Raw genomic sequence first — 20,099 nt, 5'->3', positions numbered from 1 at the left:
CGGCCCGGGCCCGGGGCGGCTTGCCACCCCGGGCCTAGAGGGGTGTCTTGCCGCCCCGGGCGGGCACGCTCAACCCGTCACGGGTAGCGGCGCGGCGTCCACGTGATCCTCGAACCGTCGGCCCGCTCGGTGACCTGGGTCTGCGAGGAACCGATCAGCAGGATCGTGCGCATGTCCACCTCGGACGGCTCCAGTCCGGCGAGCGTGACGATCCGTACCGACTGCGCCGGGCCGCCCACGTCGCGCGCGAGGACCACCGGGGTCTCGGGCGAGCGCAGCTCCAGCAGCAGCTCCCGGGCCTGGGCGACCTGCCAGGTCCGGCTGCGCGAACCGGGGTTGTAGAGCGCGAGCACCAGGTCGGCCGAGGCGGCCGCGCGCAGCCGCTCCGCGATGACCTCCCACGGCTTGAGGCGGTCGGAGAGGGAGATGGTGGCGTAGTCGTGGCCCAGCGGGGCGCCGGCCGCGGCGGCCGCCGCGTTGGCCGCCGTCACGCCGGGCAGGACCCGTACGGGCACGTCCTTGTACTCGGCCTGCCCGGCCCCCTCCAGGACGGCGGTGGCCATGGCGAAGACCCCGGGGTCGCCGCCGGAGACCACGGCCACCCGCTGTCCGCGCCGGGCGAGGTCGAGGGCGAACTCGGCGCGCTCCGACTCCACCTTGTTGTCGGATCCGTGCCGGATCTGGCCCGGCTTCACCGGGACCCGGTCCAGGTAGGTGGTGTAGCCGACCAGCACCTCGGCGTCGGCCAGCGCCCGCCGGGTCTGCGGGGTGAGCCACAGCGGGCCCGCCGGGCCGGTGCCGACGACCACGACCTCGCCGGGACCGGACGGCACGCTGCCCGGGTTGCCGATGCGGCTGGGGACCACGGCGACGGCGAAGTACGGCACGCTGTCGGGGTCGGTGTCGGCGAGGACGCCGGTGCGCTCGCCGGGCATGGTGGCGCGCTCGACGTAGCGGGCTTCGGCGAGCCGGCCGCTGTTCTCCATGGCCGCGCGCACGGCGGGGAAGGTCCGGCCGAGCTTCATCACGACCGCCGAGTCGGTGGCGGCGAGACGGGCGGTGAGCTCCTCCTCGGGCAGGGTGCCGGGGAGGATGGTCAGGACCTCCTCACCCTCCACGAGCGGGGTGCCGAGCCGGGCGGCGGCGGCGCTGACCGAGGTGACACCGGGGATGACCTCGGTCTCGTACCGGTCCGCGAGCCGCTTGTGCATGTGCATGTACGAGCTGTAGAAGAGCGGGTCGCCCTCCGCGAGCACGGCGACGGTCCGGCCGGCGTCCAGGTGGACGGCCAGGCGGGCGGCGGCGGACTCGTAGAACTCCTCCATCGCGCCCTGGTAGCCCCCGGGGTGGTCGGTGGTCTCGGTGGTGACCGGGTAGACCAGCGGCTCCTCGATGTGCGTCTGGCGCAGGTGCTTCGCGGCGATGGAGCGGGCGATGGAACGCCCGTGCCGGGCGCTGTGATAGGCGACGACGTCGGCCTCGCCGATCACCTCGACGGCGCGCAGGGTCATCAGGTTCGGATCGCCGGGCCCGAGCCCGACCCCGTAGAGACGTCCCTTGCCGTCGCTGGCCTTGTCGCTCATTCGGCCACGCTCGCAATGGCGTTGACGGCGGCGGCGGCGATGGCGCTGCCGCCCCGGCGGCCGCGCACGATCAGGTGGTCGAGCCCGGAGGGGTGGGCGGCGAGGGCGTCCTTGGACTCGGCGGCGCCGATGAAGCCGACGGGCACTCCGATGACGGCGGCCGGGCGCGGGGCACCCTCCTCGATCATCTCCAGCAGCCGGAACAGTGCGGTCGGCGCGTTGCCGACGGCGATCACCGAACCCTCCAACAGGCCCCGGTCGCGCCAGACTTCGAGCGCGGCGGCGCTGCGCGTGGTGCCCATCTTCGCGGCGAGCTCCGGCACCGCCGGGTCGGAGAGGGTGCAGATCACGTCGTTGTCGGCGGGCAGCCGCTTGCGGGTGACCCCGCTGGCGACCATCTGGACGTCGCACAGGATCGACGCGCCCGCTTCGAGCGCGGCGCGGGCGCGCAGCACCACCTCGGGGGTGTACCCCAGGTCCTGCGGGAGGTCGGTCATCCCGCAGGCGTGAATCATGCGCACCGCGACCTGGGCGACCGAGGCGGGCAGCCCGGAGAGGTCCGCCTCGGCGCGGATCGTGGCAAAGGACTGGCGGTAGATCGCGGCGCCGTCCTTCTCGTACTCAAACACGGTGTACTCGCTCATTTCTTCACTGCGTCTTCGGACTCTGAGGTGATGAGGGGATCTCGCGTGCGGCCGTGAGGGCGGCCGCCAAGTCTGGCCCGTGCGGCAGGGCCTGCCCGTCCACGGAGAGCCGGTACCCGTCCTCCGTGGCGACCACGTCCACCCACTCCGTCCCCCGCGGGTGCCCGCACCGGCGCTCGCATCCGGACCAGTGCACGGGCAGCGGACCCCGGGCCCGTTCCACGAGGGCTCGCGCGTCGGCGCGTACGTCCGCGAGGGATTTCGCGCAACCCGGGCGCCCCGTACAGGCGGTGACGGACTGCCAGGGGCTCTCGGGGGACACGACCAGCCCGGCGGCCTCCAGTCGGGCCGGGCCGTTGACCGGCCGCCGGAGCGGGGCGTCGGGCAGGACGACGGTGCGCCACGGGGTGATCCGCAGCCCGTCGCCGCGGTCGGCGACCCGCACCAGGACCCGCCACTGGTCGGTGGTCAGCCGGCCCAGCGGGGGCAGGACGCACAGGGGGCCGCGCAGGCTGGGTCCCCAGCCCCACGGCCGGGGCGGTGCGCAGAACGGCCAGTCCACCTCGGCCACGCGCGTCGCGTCGATGCCGGCGGCGGCCAGCCGGTCCCCGAACACCTCGTCGTCCAGGGCGTGTTCGGCGGGCAGCTCGCTCACCCGCCAGGCCCGGGTACCGGCCGCGTCCACGGCGTCGAGGAAGTATTCGGCGGCGAGCAGCGCTGCGCGCGGGGCGTCCTGCGCGGAGACGGCCACGGCGCCGGCGGCGGCCGGTCCGAGGCGCACCAGCACCCCTTCTCCCGCTCCCGCCGCCGGTCCCGCTCCCTGTCCCGCCGCCGGCGAGCCGAGCACGGTGATGTCCGGTTCCAGGGCGGCCACGTCCCCGCGCCCGTCGTCGAAGGCGAACAGGAAACGCCCGGACAGGGCGGTGACCCGCGCGTTCGCGCACAGCAGCCGGTCCAGTTCACGGACCCAGGGCAGCACGTCCTGCGAGGTCGGCGTGGCCACGATGTTGCGTACCCGCTCATGGCTGGGCGCGGGCAGCAGCCCGGCGGCGTCCAGCAGCCGCGCGAGCCCGGCGCCGCAGCCCTCGTCGAGGCCGCGCAACTGGACGTTGCCCCGGGAGGTGAGCTCCAGGTGCCCGTCGCCGAACCGGTCGGCGGCCAGCGCGAGGAGGGAGCCCTGGTGCGCGGTCAGCGCCCCGCCGGGAATCCGGACGCGCGCGAGGTACCCGTCGTCCGCCGCGTGGAGCCGCAGCGCACCGGGGCATGCGTCACCGCGGTCCCGTATGACGGGTTCGTCCCGCGATACGGCGGAGGGGGGCTGGGGCATGGCGGCGAGCATACCCACGATTCCCCTCCCCCGACCTGTGTCCGTCGCCACCCTGCCGCGGCTCGCGGCGCGGCGGCCCGGAGGCCAAACCGCATCTCCATCTCCAGCCCCACCACGCAACCACCCCCACCCCCAATCCAGCCCAGCCGCGCAATCCGGCCCCGCCGCCCCATCCAGCCCCGCCGGCGTTTGAGGCGCGGGGGCCCGGGGGCGGAGCCCCACCTCAGCCCCGCCTCCCACCTCAGCCCCGCCTCCCATCCAGCCCCGCCGGCGTTTGAGGCGCGGGGTCCGGGGCAGAGCCCCGGCAACGGCACCGCACCCGACCAACGGCACCGCACCCGGCACCCCGCCCCGGCCTGCACAAAGTCACGCCCTAAGATGACCTTCCGGCGGACCACACGGCCCGCCGTCGCCGAGGACGGCGACATGGGAGGAAGCCCGGTGAGATTCCGGCGCGGTCCCGCCACTGTGAACCCGGCAGAGCCACACCGCCACACCGCCGGGCAAGTCAGGAACTCCCGCTGTCCTCACTGCCCGGGGCGCGGAAACCCCGAGGAAGGCCTGCCGCCGCATGATCCTGCTGCTGTCGACGTCCGACACCGATCTGCTCAGCGCTCGCGCCGCGAACACGGCTGACGGCCCCGTCCCGTACCGGTTCGCGAACCCCTCCCGCCTCCCTCTCGACGACCTCCCCGGCCTGCTCGACGGGGTCGACCTGGTCGTCGTACGCCTCCTCGGCGGCCTCCGCGCCTGGCAGGAGGGCCTCGACGTCCTCCTCGCCCCCGGCCAGAGCCGCCCGGTCGTGGTCCTCACGGGAGAACAGGCCCCGGACGCCCAGCTGATGGAGGCCTCCACCGTCCCGATCGGCATCGCGGCCGAGGCCCACGGCTACCTCGCGCACGGCGGCCCGGCCAACCTCGACCAGCTGGCCCGGTTCCTCTCGGACACCGTGCTGCTCACCGGCCACGGCTTCGAGCCGCCCGCCGCCTCCCCCACCTGGGGCCCCCTGGAGCGCACCGCGCGGCAGACCACGGGCCCCAAGGTCGCCGTGCTCTACTACCGCGCCCACCAGATGAGCGGCAACACCGCCTTCGTCCGCGCCCTGTGCGAGGCCGTCGAGGCCCACGGCGCCGAGCCGCTCCCCCTCTACGTCTCCTCCCTCCGCACCCCGGAGCCGGAGCTCATCCAGGCCCTGGAGTCCGCGGACGCGATCGTCACCACCGTCCTCGCGGCCGGCGGCACCCGCCCCGCGACCGCCTCCGCCGGCGGTGACGACGAGTCCTGGGACGCGGGCGCGCTCGCCGCGCTCGGCGTGCCGATCCTCCAGGCCCTGTGCCTGACCGGCTCCCGCAGCAACTGGGAGGAGAACGACGAGGGCCTCTCCCCCCTCGACGCCGCCACCCAGGTCGCCGTGCCCGAGTTCGACGGCCGCCTGATCACCGTCCCGTTCTCCTTCAAGGAGATCGACGAGGACGGCCTCCCCGCCTACGTGGCCGACCCCGAGCGCGCCTCCCGCGTCGCCGGCATCGCCGTACGCCACGCCCGCCTGCGCCACATCGACCGCCGCGACAAGAAGATCGCCCTGGTCCTCTCCGCGTACCCCACCAAGCACTCCCGCATCGGCAACGCGGTGGGCCTGGACACCCCGGCCAGCGCCGTCGAACTGCTGCGCACGCTCATCGCCGAGGGCTACGACTTCGGCCCCGTCCCCGAGATCCCCGGCCTGGTCTCCGGCGACGGTGACGAGCTGATCCGCGCCCTGATCGAGGCCGGCGGCCACGACCAGGACTGGCTGACCGAGGAGCAGCTGGCCCGCAACCCGGTCCGGATCCCGGCGGCCGACTACAAGCGCTGGTTCGCCGAGCTCCCCGCCGACCTGCGCGCGAGCGTCGAGGAGCACTGGGGCGAGGCCCCGGGCAACATGTTCGTCGACCGGTCCTCCAACCCCGAGGGCGACATCGTCCTGGCCGCCCTGCGCCGCGGGAACCTCCTCATCCTGATCCAGCCGCCGCGCGGCTTCGGCGAGAACCCGATCGCGATCTACCACGACCCGGACCTGCCGCCCTCGCACCACTACCTGGCCGCGTACCGCTGGATCCAGGCCCGCGCCGAGGACGGCGGCTTCGGCGCCGACGCGATGATCCACCTGGGCAAGCACGGCAACCTCGAATGGCTCCCGGGCAAGAACGCCGGCCTCTCGGCGTCCTGCGCGCCCGACGCCGCGCTCGGCGACCTCCCGCTCATCTACCCCTTCCTGGTCAACGACCCGGGCGAGGGCACCCAGGCCAAGCGCCGCGTGCACGCCACCCTGGTCGACCACCTCGTACCGCCCATGGCGCGCGCGGAGTCGTACGGCGACATCGCCCGCCTGGAGCAGCACCTGGACGAGTACGCCCAGATCTCCGCGATGGACCCGGCCAAACTCCCTGCCATCCGCGCCCAGATCTGGACCCTGATCCAGGCCGCGAAGCTCGACCACGACCTGGGTCTGGCCGAACGCCCGGACGACGACGGCTTCGACGACTTCCTGCTGCACGTCGACGGCTGGCTGTGCGAGGTCAAGGACGCCCAGATCCGCGACGGCCTGCACGTCCTCGGCGGCGCCCCGACGGGTGAGGCCCGCGTCAATCTGGTCCTCGCCATCCTGCGCGCCCGCCAGATCTGGGGCGGTACGACGGCCCTTCCGGGCCTGCGCGAGGCGCTGGGCCTCGACGAGTCCGCGGCCACCCGTACCTCGGCGGACGCCGTGGAGGAGCAGGCCCGCGCCCTGGTCCAGGCGATGGAGGACGCGAACTGGGACCCGTCCGCCGTCCCCTCGGTCACGTCCGCGCATTCCGCGGACGTCACCGCGGTCATGGACTTCGCCGCTCGGGAAGTGGTCCCCCGCCTGGCCGGCACGACGGACGAGATCGCCCACGTGGTCTCGGCCCTGGACGGCCGCTTCGTCCCCGCCGGCCCCTCCGGCTCCCCGCTCCGGGGCCTGGTCAACGTCCTGCCGACGGGCCGCAACTTCTACTCGGTGGACCCGAAGGCCGTCCCCTCCCGCCTGGCGTGGGAAACGGGCCAGGCCCTCGCCGAGTCCCTCCTCACCCGCTACCGCACGGACAACGGCGAGTGGCCGGCCTCGGTCGGCCTGTCCCTGTGGGGCACGAGCGCGATGCGCACGTCGGGCGACGACGTGGCCGAAGCCATGTCCCTGCTCGGCATCCGCCCGGTCTGGGACGAGGCCTCGCGCCGCGTGACCGGCCTCGAACCGATCCCCCTGGCCGAGCTGGGCCGCCCCCGCATCGACGTGACCCTGCGCATCTCGGGCTTCTTCCGCGACGCGTTCCCGCACGTCATCGGCCTCCTGGACGACGCGGTCCGGCTCGCGGCCTCTCTCGACGAGCCGGCGTCCGAGAACTTCATCCGAGCCCACGCCCAGGCGGACCTGTCCGTCCACGGCGACGAACGCCGCGCGACGACCCGTATCTTCGGCTCGCGCCCGGGCACGTACGGCGCCGGCATCCTCCAGCTGATCGACAGCCGCGACTGGCGTACGGACGCGGACCTGGCCGAGGTCTACACGGTCTGGGGCGGCTACGCCTACGGCCGCGGCCTGGAGGGCCGCCCGGCCCGCGACGAAATGGAAACGGCCTACAAGCGCATCACCGTGGCCGCAAAGAACACGGACACCCGCGAGCACGACATCGCGGACTCGGACGACTACTTCCAGTACCACGGCGGCATGGTGGCCACGGTCCGCGCCCTGCGCGGCACGGCTCCCGAGGCGTACATCGGCGACTCCACCCGCCCGGAGACGGTCAAGACCCGCACCCTGGTCGAGGAGACGTCGCGCGTCTTCCGCGCCCGCGTGGTCAACCCCAAGTGGATCGAGGCGATGCGCCGCCACGGCTACAAGGGCGCCTTCGAACTCGCGGCCACCGTCGACTACCTCTTCGGCTACGACGCCACGACGGGCGTGGTGGCGGACTGGATGTACGACAAGCTCACGGAAACCTACGTCCTGGACCCGGAGAACCGCGCCTTCCTGGAGGAGGCCAACCCCTGGGCCCTGCACGGCATCGCGGAACGCCTCCTGGAGGCCGAGTCCCGCGGCATGTGGGAGAAGCCGGACCCGCAGATCCTCGAATCCCTCCGCCAGGTCTACCTGGACACGGAGGGCAACCTCGAAGGCGAGTCCGACTAGACGGACACAAGGCCGTCCCCTCACCCGATCCAAGGGGCGAGGGGACGGCCTTTCGCGTTCGCTCGTTCGCTCCGCGAACCCCGAGTACGCGGACGACCTGCTACGCCTCTACACCTCTACGCCCCTACACCTTGACGGTCTGGTGCAGCGCGACGAGCGCCTGCGCCCACCGCACGTACTTCAGCTGCCCGAAGTCGGCGACGGTCTTGACCCCGAACGCCTCCCGCAACAGCTCGCCGTCCTTGTCGGTGACCCCCTTGAGCGCGGCCACGGGAGCCGCGAGCACCTCGGCGAGCGGCTTATCGGCCCACGCCTTGTCGAGCACCTTGTCCAGATCAATGGCCATGAGTGTCCCTCCCGGAACCCCGGAATCGAATATCGAGACAAACCTAACCGAATCCGACAATCACCCCACCCTCCGACACCCCGAACCGACCACTCCACCAGCGCCCGTCGCACCGAGACGCCATGCCGGGGTAACGCCGGAGCGCCTCTGCCTCGGGACCAAGCTCACCGTGACGACGAAGCGCCACGCCCCCACCAACCGTGGCCTGGCCGCCCCCCGGGCAGAGCTGAAGGGCAGAGCTGGGCTGCATTCCTGGGGTCAGCAGGCCGGGTGAGCGACCGCACCGCTTCACGTCACTCTCGACCCAACACATCGGCCAACTGGGACACCTGCCGCACCTGCCCAACAGCCAGATGTCGCACATCCCAGAGCAGCGCGGCGGTGTCGGCGATCTCCGCCGAATGCCTGCGCCCCGCCGCTGCTTCTCGCACGCCGGTCAGGGCTGCCAGGACAGCGACCGGAACGCCGAGCACCGCCGCGAAGCCATTGAGAAGCTCAGCATCAAGCTCCCTGACACCACGCCCTACCGCGCCGACCCAGATTGCGGAAGGCGAGCATCCGCACTAGGAGCTGTCCGGCCGATCATGTAACCGTCGTTTGATCTGCTTGTTCTTCCCGGTCGAGGGCGACCACCGCAGCGACTCCGCGGACTCCCGCTACCACCGCAACAGCCCGACCGGCGGCGCCGTCCCCGTCGGCGACGTGGTCGGCCCGGTCCGGGCCGTGGTCTGGCCGCTGTTCTGAGCCCTCGGTCGGCGTCAGGCCGGGGGGACCAGGCGGTTCTCGTGGGCGAAGACCACGGCCTGGATCCGGTCGCGGAGTTCCAGCTTGAGCAGGATCCGCCCCAGATGCGACTTCACGGTCGCCTCCGCGAGGTACAGGGCGGCCGCGATCTCGGCGTTGGACAGGCCGCGACCGACCTCGACGAGCACCTCGCGCTCCCGGGCGCTGAGCCGGTCCAGCCGCTCGTCGCGGACGGCGGTGCCCCCGTCGGCCAGGTGCGGACGGAAGTCCTCCAGCAGGCGCCGGGTGATCCGTGGGGAGAGCACCGCGTCGCCCGCCGCGACGTTGCGGATCGCGGTGAGCAGCTCCTCGGGCCGGGTGTTCTTCAGCAGGAAGCCCGAGGCCCCGGCGCCGAGCGCGGCGAAGGCGTACGCGTCCAGGTCGAAGGTGGTCAGGATCAGCACCCTGCTCCCCGGGGAGACCTCGACGACCTGCCGGGTCGCCTCGATCCCGTCCGTCCCGGGCATCCGGACGTCCATCAGGACGACGTCGGGCCGCAGCTCCCGGGCGAGGCGGACGGCCTGGGCGCCGTCCGCGGCCTCGCCGACCGGCGCCATGTCGGGCTGGGCCTCCAGGACCGTGCCGAAGGCCATCCGGAGCAGCGCCTCGTCGTCGGCGATCACGATGCGGATCGTCATACGGCGCCCGTCCCGCTGCTGTTGAGCAGGAGCCGGGTCCGCACACCCCAGCCGCCGCTCGGAAGCGGTCCGGCCCGCAGCGTCCCCCCGTAGGCGGCCGCGCGCTCGCGCATGCCGGGGATGCCGTGGCCGGACGGTGCGGCGGCGGGAAGCGCCGGCCGGGGGCCGCTGTCGGTGACCTCCACGCCGACGCTCCCGGCCGAGCACTCGACCAGGACCGTCGCGCGGGTGCCGGCGGGGGTGTGCTTGAGGGTGTTGGTCAACGCTTCCTGCACCAGGCGGTAGACGGTGAGTTGTGCGGTGGCCGGCACATGGGCGTGGCCGCCGCGGACCTCCAGGCCGGTCGGCAGCCCGGCGGCGGCCATCTGGTCGGCGAGCGCCTCCAGCTGGGCAATGCCGGGCAGCGGGTGGCGCTCGGCGTCCGGCTCGTCGGCCCGCAGGACGCCCAACGAGCGCCGCATGTCGGTGAGGGCCTGCCGGCCCGTCTCGGAGATCTGCAGCATCGCGGCGGTGGCCCGGTCCGGGGACCTGTGCTGCGCGTAGACGGCGGCGTCGGTGAGCGCGACCATGACGGACAGGTTGTGGGTGACGATGTCGTGCATCTCGCGGGTGATCCGGGCCCGCTCCTCGGCGACGGCCAGCAGCGCCTGCTGCTCCTGGTGCAGCGCCAGCCGTTCGGCCCGCTCCTGCACGGCGGCGAGGTAGGCCCGGCCGGTCCGCACGTTCACCCCGAGGACGGCGGCGGCGACCACCGTCGCGGAGAGCGCGACGAACGGGGTCAGGAACGCGCCGTTCGTCGCCCAGCGCAGGCAGGCCAGCACGGCCCCGCCCTCCACGACGGCGGCGGCGAGCAGCGTGCCGCGCCGGCCCGTGTGCGCGGCCGCCGTGTACAGGGCCACCAGCAGGGCGATGTCCGCGGGCAGTTGGACGTCCGCCAGCCACTGGACGAAGGCCGCGGCCACCACGGCGGCGAACACCGCGAGCGGGGCCCGGCGCCGCCACACCAGGGGCAGCGCCAGGGCTGCGGTGAGCGCCGCCGCCACCGGCAGCTCCCGAGCCGGGTACGTGGTCACGACGTTGAGCAGGAGCAGCGCCGGCAGTACCGAGTCCCACACCAGGGGCGGTACCCGGTCCCGGTGGCGCACCGTCACACCTCTCTCCACCGATCGGTCGTCGCGGCCGGCCGGGGCCGCCACCGCGTACAGCCGCAGCCTAGGCCGCGGGTCCGCGCCGCACATGAGCCCGGCGTCGGAGCGCAATGGGCCGGGGTACGACCACAGGAGGAGACCCGCCACCTCCCGCGGTCGTAGGCCGGCCGCCGGTCCGGGGTGCCCGGTTGCCACTCCGGCCGCACCGCGGCCCGCCCCGGTTGCCACCCCGGTCGCAGTCGGCGGCGACCCGGGGCCGATGCGGCGGCGCGGGCCCGGCACCGAGCATGGCCGGGTGACCGAAACCATCCCGGGGCTGTTCCTGTCCCTTCCGGAAGTCCTCGTCCTGCTGGGCGCCGTCGTGCTGCTGGTGGCGCGCTGGCTCCCCCCGGCTGCCCGCCGGCCCGTCACCGTCGGGGCGGGGGCGGTCCTCGTACCGTCGGCGATCGTGCTGGGCATCGTGGGGATCCGCTGGCAGATGCTGCCGGTCCTGGCCGGCGCCGCCGTCGCCTCGGCGTTCGCCCTCCCGCCCCTGCTGCGGCGCGGTGCCGGCCGACCGGCGTGGCGGGCCCGCTGGTGGCTGGCCCTGCCGGGATCGCTGGCCTGCGCCGGCCTGATCGCCACCGGCCCGGTGGCCGCCTGGGCCTTCCCCGTGCCCGTCTTCCCCGAGCCGACGGGCGCCTTCGCGGTCGGCACCCGGGTGGTGCAGTGGACCGACCCGCTCCGCCCCGAGAGCTTCACCGCCGATCCGGACGACCGGCGCACGGTCGTGGTCCAGCTCTGGTACCCGGCGCAGAAGAGCCCCGCGGGCGTCCCTCGGGCCCAGTACCTGGGACGCACGGAGGACGAGGCGCGGACCGTCTCCGAGGCCCTCGCCAGCGGGGTCGGCCTGCCCGGTTTCCTGGTCGACGGCGTCCCGAGGGCCCGCAGCCGCGCGGTCGTCGACGCCCCGGTGGCCGGCGGGGGAGAGCGGTTCCCGGTCGTCCTCTTCTCCCCGGGGTCGGGCGGGGTGCGGACCCAGAACACCGCCTGGGCGGAGGAGCTGGCCAGCCACGGCTACCTGGTCGCCGCCCTCGACCACCCGTACGACTCCACCGTCGTCGTCCTCGCCGACGGCCGCACGATCCGCGCCACCACCGCCTCCTCCGGGGACCGCGACAGAGACGAGGAGCTGGCCGCCGGCTGGACCGCCGTCCGGGCCGCCGACCTCGGCTTCGTCCTCACCCAGCTGGAGCGACTGGACCGCGGTGAGACCGCCGACCCGCTGACCGGACGCCTGGACACCGGCCGCGCCGCGGTGGCCGGCCACTCCCTGGGCGGAGCCGCCGCCCTGCAGGCGGCCCGGCAGGACCGCCGGTTCGACGCCGTCGTCGACCTGGACGGCTACCCCCACGGCCCCACCGCACCCGCCCTCGAGCAGCCGGCGCTCGCGCTCACCCAGGAGATCACCGCCGGCACCGACCCGCGCTACCTGCCCCGGCTCACCGAGGCCCTCGAGCACAGCACCGCGACGAGCTACCGGCTCACCGTCCCCGGCGCCGGGCACCTCACCTTCATGGACGGCCCGCTCTACCTGCCGCCGGTGCCCTCGATCGTCGGCACCCTGGGCCGCACCGAGAGCCCGCGCGTCGTCGCCGCGGCCACCCTCGCCTTTCTGGACGCCACTCTGCGAGGCCGCCCCGGCGACCCGGCCGACACCCTCCGGGCCTACGGCACGGTCTCATCATCAGGGGCTCGGGGAACTGCGACGCCAACCCCGTGATCGGCCTTACGCGCGTGTTCGGCCATCCACGGGGTTGGCCTCGCAGTTCCCCGAGCCCCGGAGCTGTCGGGCCGATCATGTAACCGTCGTTTGATCTGCTCGTTCTTCCCGGTATGGGGCGGGGAGAACGCGGTGATCTGTCGGACGCGGAGTGGGAACGGTTGCGGCCGTTAGTGCCGGTGAGTAACGGCCGGTGCGGGCGGTGGCGTGATCACCGGAGGGTGATCGACGGGATTCTGCACCGGGTCCGGACCGGGGTGCACCGGCGCGATCTGCCTGAGCGGTTCGGGCCCCACCCTCGTCCTCGCCCAACCACCCTGATCCTCACAGCATCAGACGCGTCGCCCGCACTTGGTCTTCGTGCGCACACGGGCGCGAAGCTCGGCCTGGTAGAAGGCGGCTTTGTCGCCGCCCAGCCCAAAGGACTCACAGATGCCCGCCACCGTTTCGGCGTCTTCCGCAGTACCCGTGAGCCCGATCTGGACGAGCCTCCAGTACCCCTCCTGAACGTGATGCCTGCATCCCTCGCCCAGACCCGCACCTTCGGGAGTCGGCTGGTAGTCGCCGGAGCCCGCAGCCACGAACCACAACGTCTGCAGCAGCACGTCCCGGGCCGGTGTGGAGAGGTCGCCCGCCAGCGCGGCCGTGATCACGCCGACCGCCGGCGGAGTGCACTCGAAAATGATCGTGCTTTCCTCGACATGACCATCGAGGGTGTATCCGATCATGTCCTGGGGGTTCTCAGCAGTGACTATGGCCTCGATCAGAAGCGGTACATGCTCGGCAGAGTCACCGCAGCCGCACTCCAACGACGCCCAATCGACGCGTCGCAGTTCTGCATGTACCAGCTCGCTGACCACCACCCAGACCCCCTCAAGGCATGCCGGGCCCCCAGGCCCCGGCACTGGCGATCAAGCATGAGCCAACGTCTGCCCCACCGCCATCAAGGTGCGTCACGAAATATCCGCCACAGCCTTGAAAACGGCCATCCCCCGATTGGGAGTTACCTCACACCTGTTCGCTGGATGTCCCCAGCCATGGGCACCCTACCTGTGACCAAGGGTGCCCGATGGACAGCCAGTTCCTGGGGTGGGGCGGACTTGTTCATGGTGCCTGTAGGCCGGCGTGTAGCGCCGCCGTAGGCGCTGGGGACGTACGGGCGCTGGGGACGTACGGGCACCGGCGACGACTTCGGCCTGCTCGTGGTCTTCCTGGCGTCCACTGACGCGTGCTGGATCACCGGGGGGGGGACAGCATCCCCGTCTCCGGCGGCATGCGCTGACGCCACGTGGTCTTCGCCGCTGACCCGAAACCGGCCGGTGCCGTTGCTCAGGGTCAGCGAGGGGTGAGGAGGCAGAACTCGTTGCTTTCCGGGTCGGCCAGAACCGTCCAGGAGATTGCGGACTGGTCGATGCCAGGGGCGGTGGCGCCCAGGGCGCGCAGTCGGGCTTCTTCTGCTTCCAGGTCGTCACCGGGGTAGGGGCAGATGTCGAGATGGACGCGGTTCCAGACGCTCTTGGTGTCGGGGGTGCGGAGGAACTCCAGGTAGGGGCCGACGCCTTTGGCGGATCGCATGGTCGCGTGGTCGTCGGTGACCTCGTGGAGCGTCCAGTCCATTGCCTGGCCCCAGAACCGGGCCATCTCTCGTGGGTCGGTGCAGTCGACCACGACCGCGGCGATCGGCCCGGTGTCCTGGTAGATCGGACGGGGCTCCAGGACGCAGAACTCGTTGCCCTCCGGGTCGGCCATGACCGTCCAGGGGACGTTGCCCTGACCCACGTCGGCGAGCGTCGCGCCGAGATCCTTCAGGCGCGCGACCAACTCCGCCTGATGGGCGGTCGAGGTGGTGGCCAGATCAAGGTGTACCCGGTTCTTCACCGTTTTGGGTTCCGGGCGGGCGACGATGTCGATGCAGACGGCCACGGGGTCGGGGTAGGCGAAGCCGCCCATGGGTTCGAGGTTGGTCACGCCGGGTCCCTCGCTGTCGACACCCCAACCGAGTGCCTCCGCCCAGAACCGGCCGAGTACGGAGTCGTCTTGGGCCTTCATATTGATCTGCACGAGTCTTGTTGCCATACCGAAGATCTTAGAAGCTGCCGCCGACCCGAGCCCCCCGATCAGGCATGTGTTCGCCCCGGCACTGACCATGGTCGCCCTCGTCGAGACTGTGCGAGTGCCTGTGAACGAGGGCGAGACCCGACCACGCCGCCTGCATCCGAACGGCCAGTGACACGGAGCCCGAACTCAATCGGATGCTACTCAAGCCCCGCGTCCCCTGACCGGCCGACGCGGCCCGCACAGTCCACGGGCGAGCGGCCCGGCCGACAACGTGCGCGACGCTCGCTGAAGCTGGCTGTGGCGTGTGACAGTCACAGAGCAGCTGCCGGTCCAGCACCGGCTCCGGTGTTCCGTGCCTGCGTGCGGACGTGCCCTGAGGAAGGGCGCATGGAAATGTGGCCCAGGTCCGCTCGGGTCGAAAGTGCGACGAGGGAATGGCCCCTACGGACCTCCACCGCCTCTCGGTTGTGCTGCCCACCTGGTAGACGCTCTGCTGGTCGCCGAGCAAGCATTGGTCTCCACCAGTGCATGGGGCAGCGCGCCGAAGCCGGTACAGGTGTCCATCGGAATCTATGCGTCCTCCTTGTGTGGGGCCCCGCCTGACCGTCCCCCCTGCGAAGCCGTCACGAATTATCCGCCACAGCCGCCAGAGTCCGCGGTTGTGCCCCGGAATCCGTGGTTGTTGCCGTCGCTACCCGCCAGGAGCCGGGGTTCTCGGGCGGGGCGGAGATGCGGTCGCCGCGCGATTCGGCGACCCGGAGTGCATCCGTCAGGGCTTCGGTCAGCCGGCGGGCGACCCACCGGTACTCGACGGCCGACAGCTCCTTGGCTCCGGCGGCCGCCGCACCGCACCGCACCGAGGCCGTCTCCCCACCCAGGGAGGCGGCCTCGCCCGCCTCCCGGCGCAATCCCTCGTACGGGGGCATCGCCACCTCCGGGTGGTTCGAACGCCCGGTCACCGCACACCGCTTGGGGTACGGGCCGTCGTCGCAAGTGCGTGCGGGCGTTCGCTCCCCGCGGCCCGTGACGCCGCTCTGAGCAGCCACGTTCTTCCGGCATCAGTTCGCAGCCGCTGCGCCTCGGGAGGAATCTTGCGATCCGTGCATGTTCGTGCGGTGTTCGGCCCGGCACCGGGCGGGGGTGGCCGCGCGTGAGGCTCCTCAAGCGGCCCGAGAGTGTGCAGCCCGCCGTCTCCGAGAGCGAGCGGCGCCTCTTCGGCGGGCCGCTGCGCTACGACGCCGGCTGGTCCAACCACGACTACGCCCGGCTGGAGGGGCGGCTGGTCAGCACCCTGCGCTCCATGCCCCGCATGGTCGGCGGGACCCTGCGCCTCGCCTGGGACACCGACCGGCCCGCCCTGCTCACCGTCGCCGCCGCCGAGGCCGGGCAGGGGGTCACCTCCGCCGTCGGGCTGCTCGTCGTCAGCGAGGTGCTCCGTACGCTGCTGGGCGCGGGCAGCGCCGCCGACCGGCTGCACGCCGCGCTGCCCGCCCTGGCCGCCGGCGCGCTGGTCGCCGTACTGGGAGCCGTACTGGCCTCGCGGTCCACCGCGGCCGCCGGGCGGCTGGAGCCCAAGGTCGAGCGGGCCGCGCACGAGCAGTACCTGGGCGCCGCCGTCGCGGTGGAGCTCGAAGCCATCGAGGACGGGGAGTTCCGGCGGCTGCTGGACAGCGCCCAGTGGGGGCCGCCCTCCGCCCGCCGGACGGTGGGGGCCTGCGTGGCCACCCTCGGCGGGGTCATCTCGCTGGTCGCCACCGCCGGGGTGCTCGCCGTGCTGCACCCGCTGCTGCTGCCCATGCTGCTGCTCATCGCCGCCCCGCGCGGCTGGGGTGCGATGCGGGTCGCCCAGCGCCGCTACCTGTCCATGATCACCTGGGTGGAGCACGTCCGGGCCGCCCGGCTCATCGGCCAGTTGCTGATCTCCCGTACGTCGGCACCCGAGGTCCGGGTGCACGGCGTCGGCCGCTACCTCCTCGGCCACTACCGCAACATGGCCGAGGTCGCCGAGACCGAGGCCACCCGCCTCGCCAAGGACAAGGCCGCCACCGAGCTGCTCGCCGCCGCACTCTCCGGACTCGCGGCCCTGATCACGTACGGGGCGATGGGCGCGCTCATCGTCTCCGGCCGGATGGACCTCGCCGTCGCCGGCACCGCCGTGATCGCGGTGCGCACCGGTTCGGCGAGCCTCGGCGCGCTGGTGAACACCACCAACACCCTGCACGAGGAGTCCCTGTACGTACGGGACCTGGAGCGGTTCGTCGCCGCGGCGGCCCGCCGGGCCATCCCGTCCGGCGGGCTGCCGCTGGGTGAGCGGCTCGGCGCGGTACGGCTCGACGACGTGGGCTTCCGCTACCCGGACCGCGACGAGCCCGCCCTCACCGGGGTCTCCCTCACCATCGAGGCGGGCCAGGTCGTCGCCCTGGTCGGCGAGAACGGCTCCGGCAAGAGCACCCTCGTCAAACTGCTGGCCGGCCTGCACCTGCCCGACTCGGGGTCGCTGACCTGGGACGGGGTGGAGGTGCGGGATGCCGACCGGGAGCAGGTCTTCGACCGCGTCGCCCTCCTCACCCAGGACTTCGAGCGCTGGCCGGTGACCGCCCGGACCAACATCGCCATCGGCCGGCCCGGGGAGGAGGATCCCGAGCGCGCCGTGGAGCAGGCGGCGGACGTGGTGGCCGCGGCCCGCTACGCGGGAGCCGACCTGATCGTCGAGAAGCTGCCGCACGGCTACGAGACCCTGCTCGCCCGGGTGTTCAGGGGAGCCTCGGAACTCTCCGGCGGACAGTGGCAGAAGTTCGGCCTGGCCCGCACGCGCTTTCGCGACGCCCGCGTCCTCGTCGTGGACGAGCCCACCTCGGCGCTCGATCCGGAGGCGGAGATCGCCGCCTTCGACAGCATCCGGAGCCTCGCCGGGCCGCAGCGTGCGGTGGTCCTCGTCACGCACCGGATGTCGGGCGTGCGGTTCGCCGACGTCATCTACGTACTGCACGAGGGGCGGCTCGTGGAACAGGGCAGCCACGAGGAGCTGCTGACCCTGGGCGGGCGGTACGCGTCGATGTTCCGGATGCAGGCCGAGCAGTTCGCCCAGCGGCCGCACGAACAGGCCGAACAGGCCCAACAGGCCGAACAGTTCGCCCAGCGACCCTCTCCTATCCCCCCGCAGGCCGTCGCGCCGAGGAACGACCCGTCCGTCACCTGAAGCGGTGAACTCCCCCTTATCCCAGGGCCACCACGGGTAGGGCACTGCTGATCTCGTGCGGGGGCCGGGACGACCGGCCTCCGCACCCATGGACGAAAGGCCGACCCTGCCGTGACGCAGCCGTTTCAACTGCCGGATTTCTACGTGCCTTATCCGGCGCGACTGAACCCCCACTACGAGGATGCGAGGGTCCACACCAAGCGATGGGCGCGCGACCTCGGCATGCTGGAAGGTTCCGGCGTCTGGGAGGAGAGCGATCTCGACTCGCACGACTACGCGCTGCTCTGCTCGTACACCCACCCCGACTGCGACGCCGAGGCGCTGTCGCTGGTCACCGACTGGTACGTGTGGGTGTTCTTCTTCGACGACCACTTCCTGGAGATGTACAAGCGCTCGCAGGACCGCGACGGCGCCAAGGAGTATCTCGACAAGCTCGCCGCCTTCATGCCGATGGATCTGGCCGACGGCTTCCCCGAGCCCACCAACCCCGTCGAGGCGGGCCTCGCGGACCTGTGGGCGCGGACCGTCCCGGCGATGTCCGCGGACTGGCGGGAACGGTTCTCCTTGTCCACGAGGAACCTGCTCAACGAATCGATGTGGGAACTCGCCAACATCAACATCGGGCGCGTGGCGAACCCCCTCGAATACATCGAGATGCGCCGCAAGGTGGGCGGCGCCCCCTGGTCGGCCGGCCTGATCGAGTGCGTCTCCGCCGAGGTCCCCGCCCGCGTGGCCCACTCCCGGGCCCTCGGCGTCCTGCGCGACGCGTTCTCCGACGCCGTGCACATCAGGAACGACATCTTCTCCTACGAACGCGAGGTCGCCGACGAGGGCGAACTCTCCAACGCCATCCTGGTGTTGGAGACCTTCCTCGGCTGCACCACCCAGGAGGCCGCCGAAGCCTCCAACGACCTGCTCACCTCAAGGCTGCAGCAGTTCGAGCAGACCGCACTCTCCGAGCTCCCCCAGCTCTTCGCCGACCACGCGATGAACCCCGCCGAGATCGCCGCCGTCCTCGCCTACGCCAAGGGCCTGCAGGACTGGCAGTCCGGCGGCCACGAGTGGCACATGGTCTCCAGCCGCTACATGAACAAGGAGGCCAAGGCCACCGCCCCGCTCACCCTGCCCTTCCTCCCGTCCGGGCTCGGTACCACCGCGCTCGACCTGCGGTCCGTCTTCACGCAGCGATCGATGGAGATGCGGCGCCGCTCCTTCACCCACGTGCCCTTCGAGCACACCGGGCCCTCCGTCATCCCCGACATCCACATGCCGTTCACGCTCTCCCTCAGCCCCCATCTGGACCACGCGCGCGAGGGATCGGTCGACTGGTCCCGGCGCATGGGCCTGCTGGATCCGCAGCCCGGCGACCCCGGCTCCGCCATCTGGAACGAACAGAAGCTGCGCGGCTACGACTTCGCCCTCTGCTCGGCCGGCATCGACCCCGACGCCACGCCCGAGGCCCTGCTGCTCAACGCGTGCTGGCTGACCTGGGGAACGTACGGGGACGACTACTACCCGGTGGTCTTCGCCCAGACCAAGAACCTCAACGCCGCCAAGGCGACCACCGCGCGGCTCGTCTCGATGATCCCGGTCGATCACGCCGAACAGGCGCAGCCGGTCACGGCGATGGAGCGCTCGCTCGCCGACCTGTGGGTGCGCACGAGCCAGGGCATGACCACGGTGGTCCGCACCGAGTTCCGGGCGACCCTCGTGAACATGCTGGAGAGCTGGGTGTGGGAGATCGAGAACCAGATCCAGAACCGCATCCCGGACCCGGTGGACTACGCCGAGATGCGCCGCCACACCTTCGGCTCGCACCTCACGATGTACCTGTGCCGGCTCGGCCAGGCGGGCCGCGGAATCCCCGACGAGATCTACGCCTCCGGGACCATCCGGTCACTGGAGAACGCGGCAGCCGACGCCGCGTGCATGCTGAACGACATCTTCTCGTACCAGAAGGAGGTGGAGGTCGAGGGCGAGGTGCACAACTACATCCTCGTCACCCGGAACTTCTTCGACATCGGCTACCCCGAGGCCCTCAACATCTGCCATGCGCTGATGACCCAGCGCACCGAGGAGTTCGAGCACATCGTCGCGAACCAGCTGCCGCTGCTCTACGACGACTGGAAGCTGGGCGCCGAGGCCCGGGCCGGGCTCGACGCGTACGTCCGCGAGCTCCAGGACTGGCTGTCCGGGATCCTCAACTGGCACCAGAAGTGCCGCCGTTACCGCGAGGAGGACCTGCACCGGCTGGGTGACTCGCTGTCCACCGGCGTCTGGAGTTCCGGCTTCGGCATGTCGGCCGCCCGGATCTCCCTGCCCGCCTGATCCCGGGGGCGGGGGCGGTCCGCTCGCCCGCCCCCGCCCCCGCCCCGCCCCCGCTCGCCCGGACCCGCACCCGCACCCGCGGTCCCGCCGCCGT

The 20,099-nt window shown here is 72.4% G+C and carries 14 protein-coding genes, 1 pseudogene and 1 riboswitch; of the genes and pseudogenes, 6 read left to right on the top strand and 9 right to left on the bottom strand.

All coding sequences use genetic code 11. The features are described from left to right. Nucleotides 1–77: 77 nt before the first annotated feature. The 3 genes from ACZ45T_RS17380 to ACZ45T_RS17370 are packed head-to-tail and all read right to left on the bottom strand — an operon-like array spanning nucleotide 78 to nucleotide 3,554. Complete coding sequence (locus tag ACZ45T_RS17380; RefSeq protein WP_468442062.1) at nucleotides 78–1,583, bottom strand: precorrin-2 C(20)-methyltransferase; 1,506 nt, start codon at nucleotides 1,581–1,583, stop codon at nucleotides 78–80. Then, nucleotides 1,580–2,227 carry a precorrin-8X methylmutase gene (locus tag ACZ45T_RS17375; RefSeq protein WP_468442060.1) on the bottom strand — a complete coding sequence of 216 codons (648 nt, stop codon included), beginning with the start codon at nucleotides 2,225–2,227 and terminating at the stop codon, nucleotides 1,580–1,582. Before ACZ45T_RS17375 ends, ACZ45T_RS17380 begins: the two co-directional genes overlap by 4 nt. 4 nt (nucleotides 2,228–2,231) lie before the next feature. Next, a complete protein-coding gene (locus ACZ45T_RS17370; RefSeq protein ID WP_468442058.1) occupies nucleotides 2,232–3,554 on the bottom strand; it encodes a cobalamin biosynthesis protein CobG in 1,323 nt (440 codons plus the stop codon). A gap of 409 nt (nucleotides 3,555–3,963) precedes the next feature. Further along, a riboswitch (cobalamin riboswitch) is annotated at nucleotides 3,964–4,072 on the top strand. Nucleotides 4,073–4,125: 53 nt separating this feature from the next. On the opposite strand from ACZ45T_RS17370, the gene cobN reads away from it, so the two are divergent. After that, a complete protein-coding gene (gene cobN / locus ACZ45T_RS17365) occupies nucleotides 4,126–7,743 on the top strand; it encodes a cobaltochelatase subunit CobN (protein ID WP_468442056.1) in 3,618 nt (1,205 codons plus the stop codon). A 124-nt stretch (nucleotides 7,744–7,867) separates the two neighbouring features. On the opposite strand, the gene ACZ45T_RS17360 is transcribed toward cobN, so the two are convergent. Continuing rightward, nucleotides 7,868–8,089, bottom strand: a complete 222-nt coding sequence (locus ACZ45T_RS17360; RefSeq protein WP_468442054.1) for a hypothetical protein — start codon at nucleotides 8,087–8,089, stop codon at nucleotides 7,868–7,870. Nucleotides 8,090–8,686: 597 nt separating this feature from the next. Between ACZ45T_RS17360 and ACZ45T_RS17355 the strand changes: the two genes are divergently transcribed. Then, complete coding sequence (locus ACZ45T_RS17355) at nucleotides 8,687–8,833, top strand: S26 family signal peptidase (RefSeq protein WP_468442052.1); 147 nt, start codon at nucleotides 8,687–8,689, stop codon at nucleotides 8,831–8,833. A gap of 14 nt (nucleotides 8,834–8,847) precedes the next feature. Here ACZ45T_RS17355 and ACZ45T_RS17350 read toward each other — a convergent pair whose 3' ends face one another. Next, on the bottom strand, nucleotides 8,848–9,510 hold the full coding sequence (locus ACZ45T_RS17350) for a response regulator transcription factor (protein WP_363492653.1): 663 nt from the start codon (nucleotides 9,508–9,510) through the stop codon (nucleotides 8,848–8,850). Continuing rightward, a complete protein-coding gene (locus ACZ45T_RS17345; RefSeq protein ID WP_468442050.1) occupies nucleotides 9,507–10,661 on the bottom strand; it encodes a sensor histidine kinase in 1,155 nt (384 codons plus the stop codon). The genes ACZ45T_RS17350 and ACZ45T_RS17345 overlap by 4 nt, the downstream gene beginning before the upstream one ends. 292 nt (nucleotides 10,662–10,953) lie before the next feature. Here ACZ45T_RS17345 and ACZ45T_RS17340 point away from each other — a divergent pair, with 292 nt between their 5' ends. After that, nucleotides 10,954–12,420 (top strand): alpha/beta hydrolase family protein, encoded by a 1,467-nt coding sequence (locus ACZ45T_RS17340; RefSeq protein ID WP_468442048.1) that lies wholly within the window; start codon nucleotides 10,954–10,956, stop codon nucleotides 12,418–12,420. A gap of 113 nt (nucleotides 12,421–12,533) precedes the next feature. Continuing rightward, nucleotides 12,534–12,710, top strand: a pseudogene (locus tag ACZ45T_RS17335) (transposase); the annotation flags it as partial. Nucleotides 12,711–12,752: 42 nt separating this feature from the next. Here the strand turns inward: ACZ45T_RS17335 and ACZ45T_RS17330 are convergent. From ACZ45T_RS17330 to ACZ45T_RS17320, 3 genes are all read right to left on the bottom strand, one after another. Further along, nucleotides 12,753–13,283, bottom strand: coding sequence for a hypothetical protein (locus ACZ45T_RS17330; protein WP_468442378.1), 531 nt, complete (start codon nucleotides 13,281–13,283; stop codon nucleotides 12,753–12,755). A 472-nt stretch (nucleotides 13,284–13,755) separates the two neighbouring features. Next, nucleotides 13,756–14,496: a VOC family protein gene (locus tag ACZ45T_RS17325; protein ID WP_468442046.1), complete on the bottom strand. Its 741-nt coding sequence runs from the start codon at nucleotides 14,494–14,496 to the stop codon at nucleotides 13,756–13,758. Nucleotides 14,497–15,101: 605 nt separating this feature from the next. After that, entirely contained in the window at nucleotides 15,102–15,437 is a 336-nt protein-coding gene (locus ACZ45T_RS17320) for a hypothetical protein (RefSeq protein ID WP_468442044.1), read from the bottom strand. Between the two features lie 191 nt (nucleotides 15,438–15,628). Between ACZ45T_RS17320 and ACZ45T_RS17315 the strand changes: the two genes are divergently transcribed. Both ACZ45T_RS17315 and ACZ45T_RS17310 read left to right on the top strand, forming a co-directional pair. Continuing rightward, the gene (locus tag ACZ45T_RS17315; protein WP_468442042.1) at nucleotides 15,629–17,677 is read left to right on the top strand and encodes an ABC transporter ATP-binding protein; all 2,049 of its coding nucleotides are present in this window, start codon (nucleotides 15,629–15,631) and stop codon (nucleotides 17,675–17,677) included. A gap of 111 nt (nucleotides 17,678–17,788) precedes the next feature. Next, nucleotides 17,789–20,005, top strand: coding sequence for a terpene synthase family protein (locus tag ACZ45T_RS17310; protein WP_468442040.1), 2,217 nt, complete (start codon nucleotides 17,789–17,791; stop codon nucleotides 20,003–20,005). Nucleotides 20,006–20,099: the final 94 nt, after the last annotated feature.

The sequence above is a fragment of the Streptomyces sp. NPDC030995 genome (assembly GCF_055571215.1).
The sequence above is the reverse complement of the archived record's forward strand: the minus strand, read 5'-3'. Positions and strand labels throughout refer to the sequence as shown.

Excerpts from the sequence above, each read along its gene's own strand:
- ACZ45T_RS17325 (WP_468442046.1), bottom strand. The coding sequence starts at position 14,496 with ATGGCAACAAGACTCGTGCAGATCAATATGAAGGCCCAAGACGACTCC.
- ACZ45T_RS17380 (WP_468442062.1), bottom strand. The coding sequence starts at position 1,583 with ATGAGCGACAAGGCCAGCGACGGCAAGGGACGTCTCTACGGGGTCGGG.
- ACZ45T_RS17375 (WP_468442060.1), bottom strand. The coding sequence starts at position 2,227 with ATGAGCGAGTACACCGTGTTTGAGTACGAGAAGGACGGCGCCGCGATC.
- ACZ45T_RS17360 (WP_468442054.1), bottom strand. The coding sequence starts at position 8,089 with ATGGCCATTGATCTGGACAAGGTGCTCGACAAGGCGTGGGCCGATAAG.
- ACZ45T_RS17370 (WP_468442058.1), bottom strand. The coding sequence starts at position 3,554 with ATGCCCCAGCCCCCCTCCGCCGTATCGCGGGACGAACCCGTCATACGG.
- cobN (WP_468442056.1), top strand. The coding sequence starts at position 4,126 with ATGATCCTGCTGCTGTCGACGTCCGACACCGATCTGCTCAGCGCTCGC.
- ACZ45T_RS17350 (WP_363492653.1), bottom strand. The coding sequence starts at position 9,510 with ATGACGATCCGCATCGTGATCGCCGACGACGAGGCGCTGCTCCGGATG.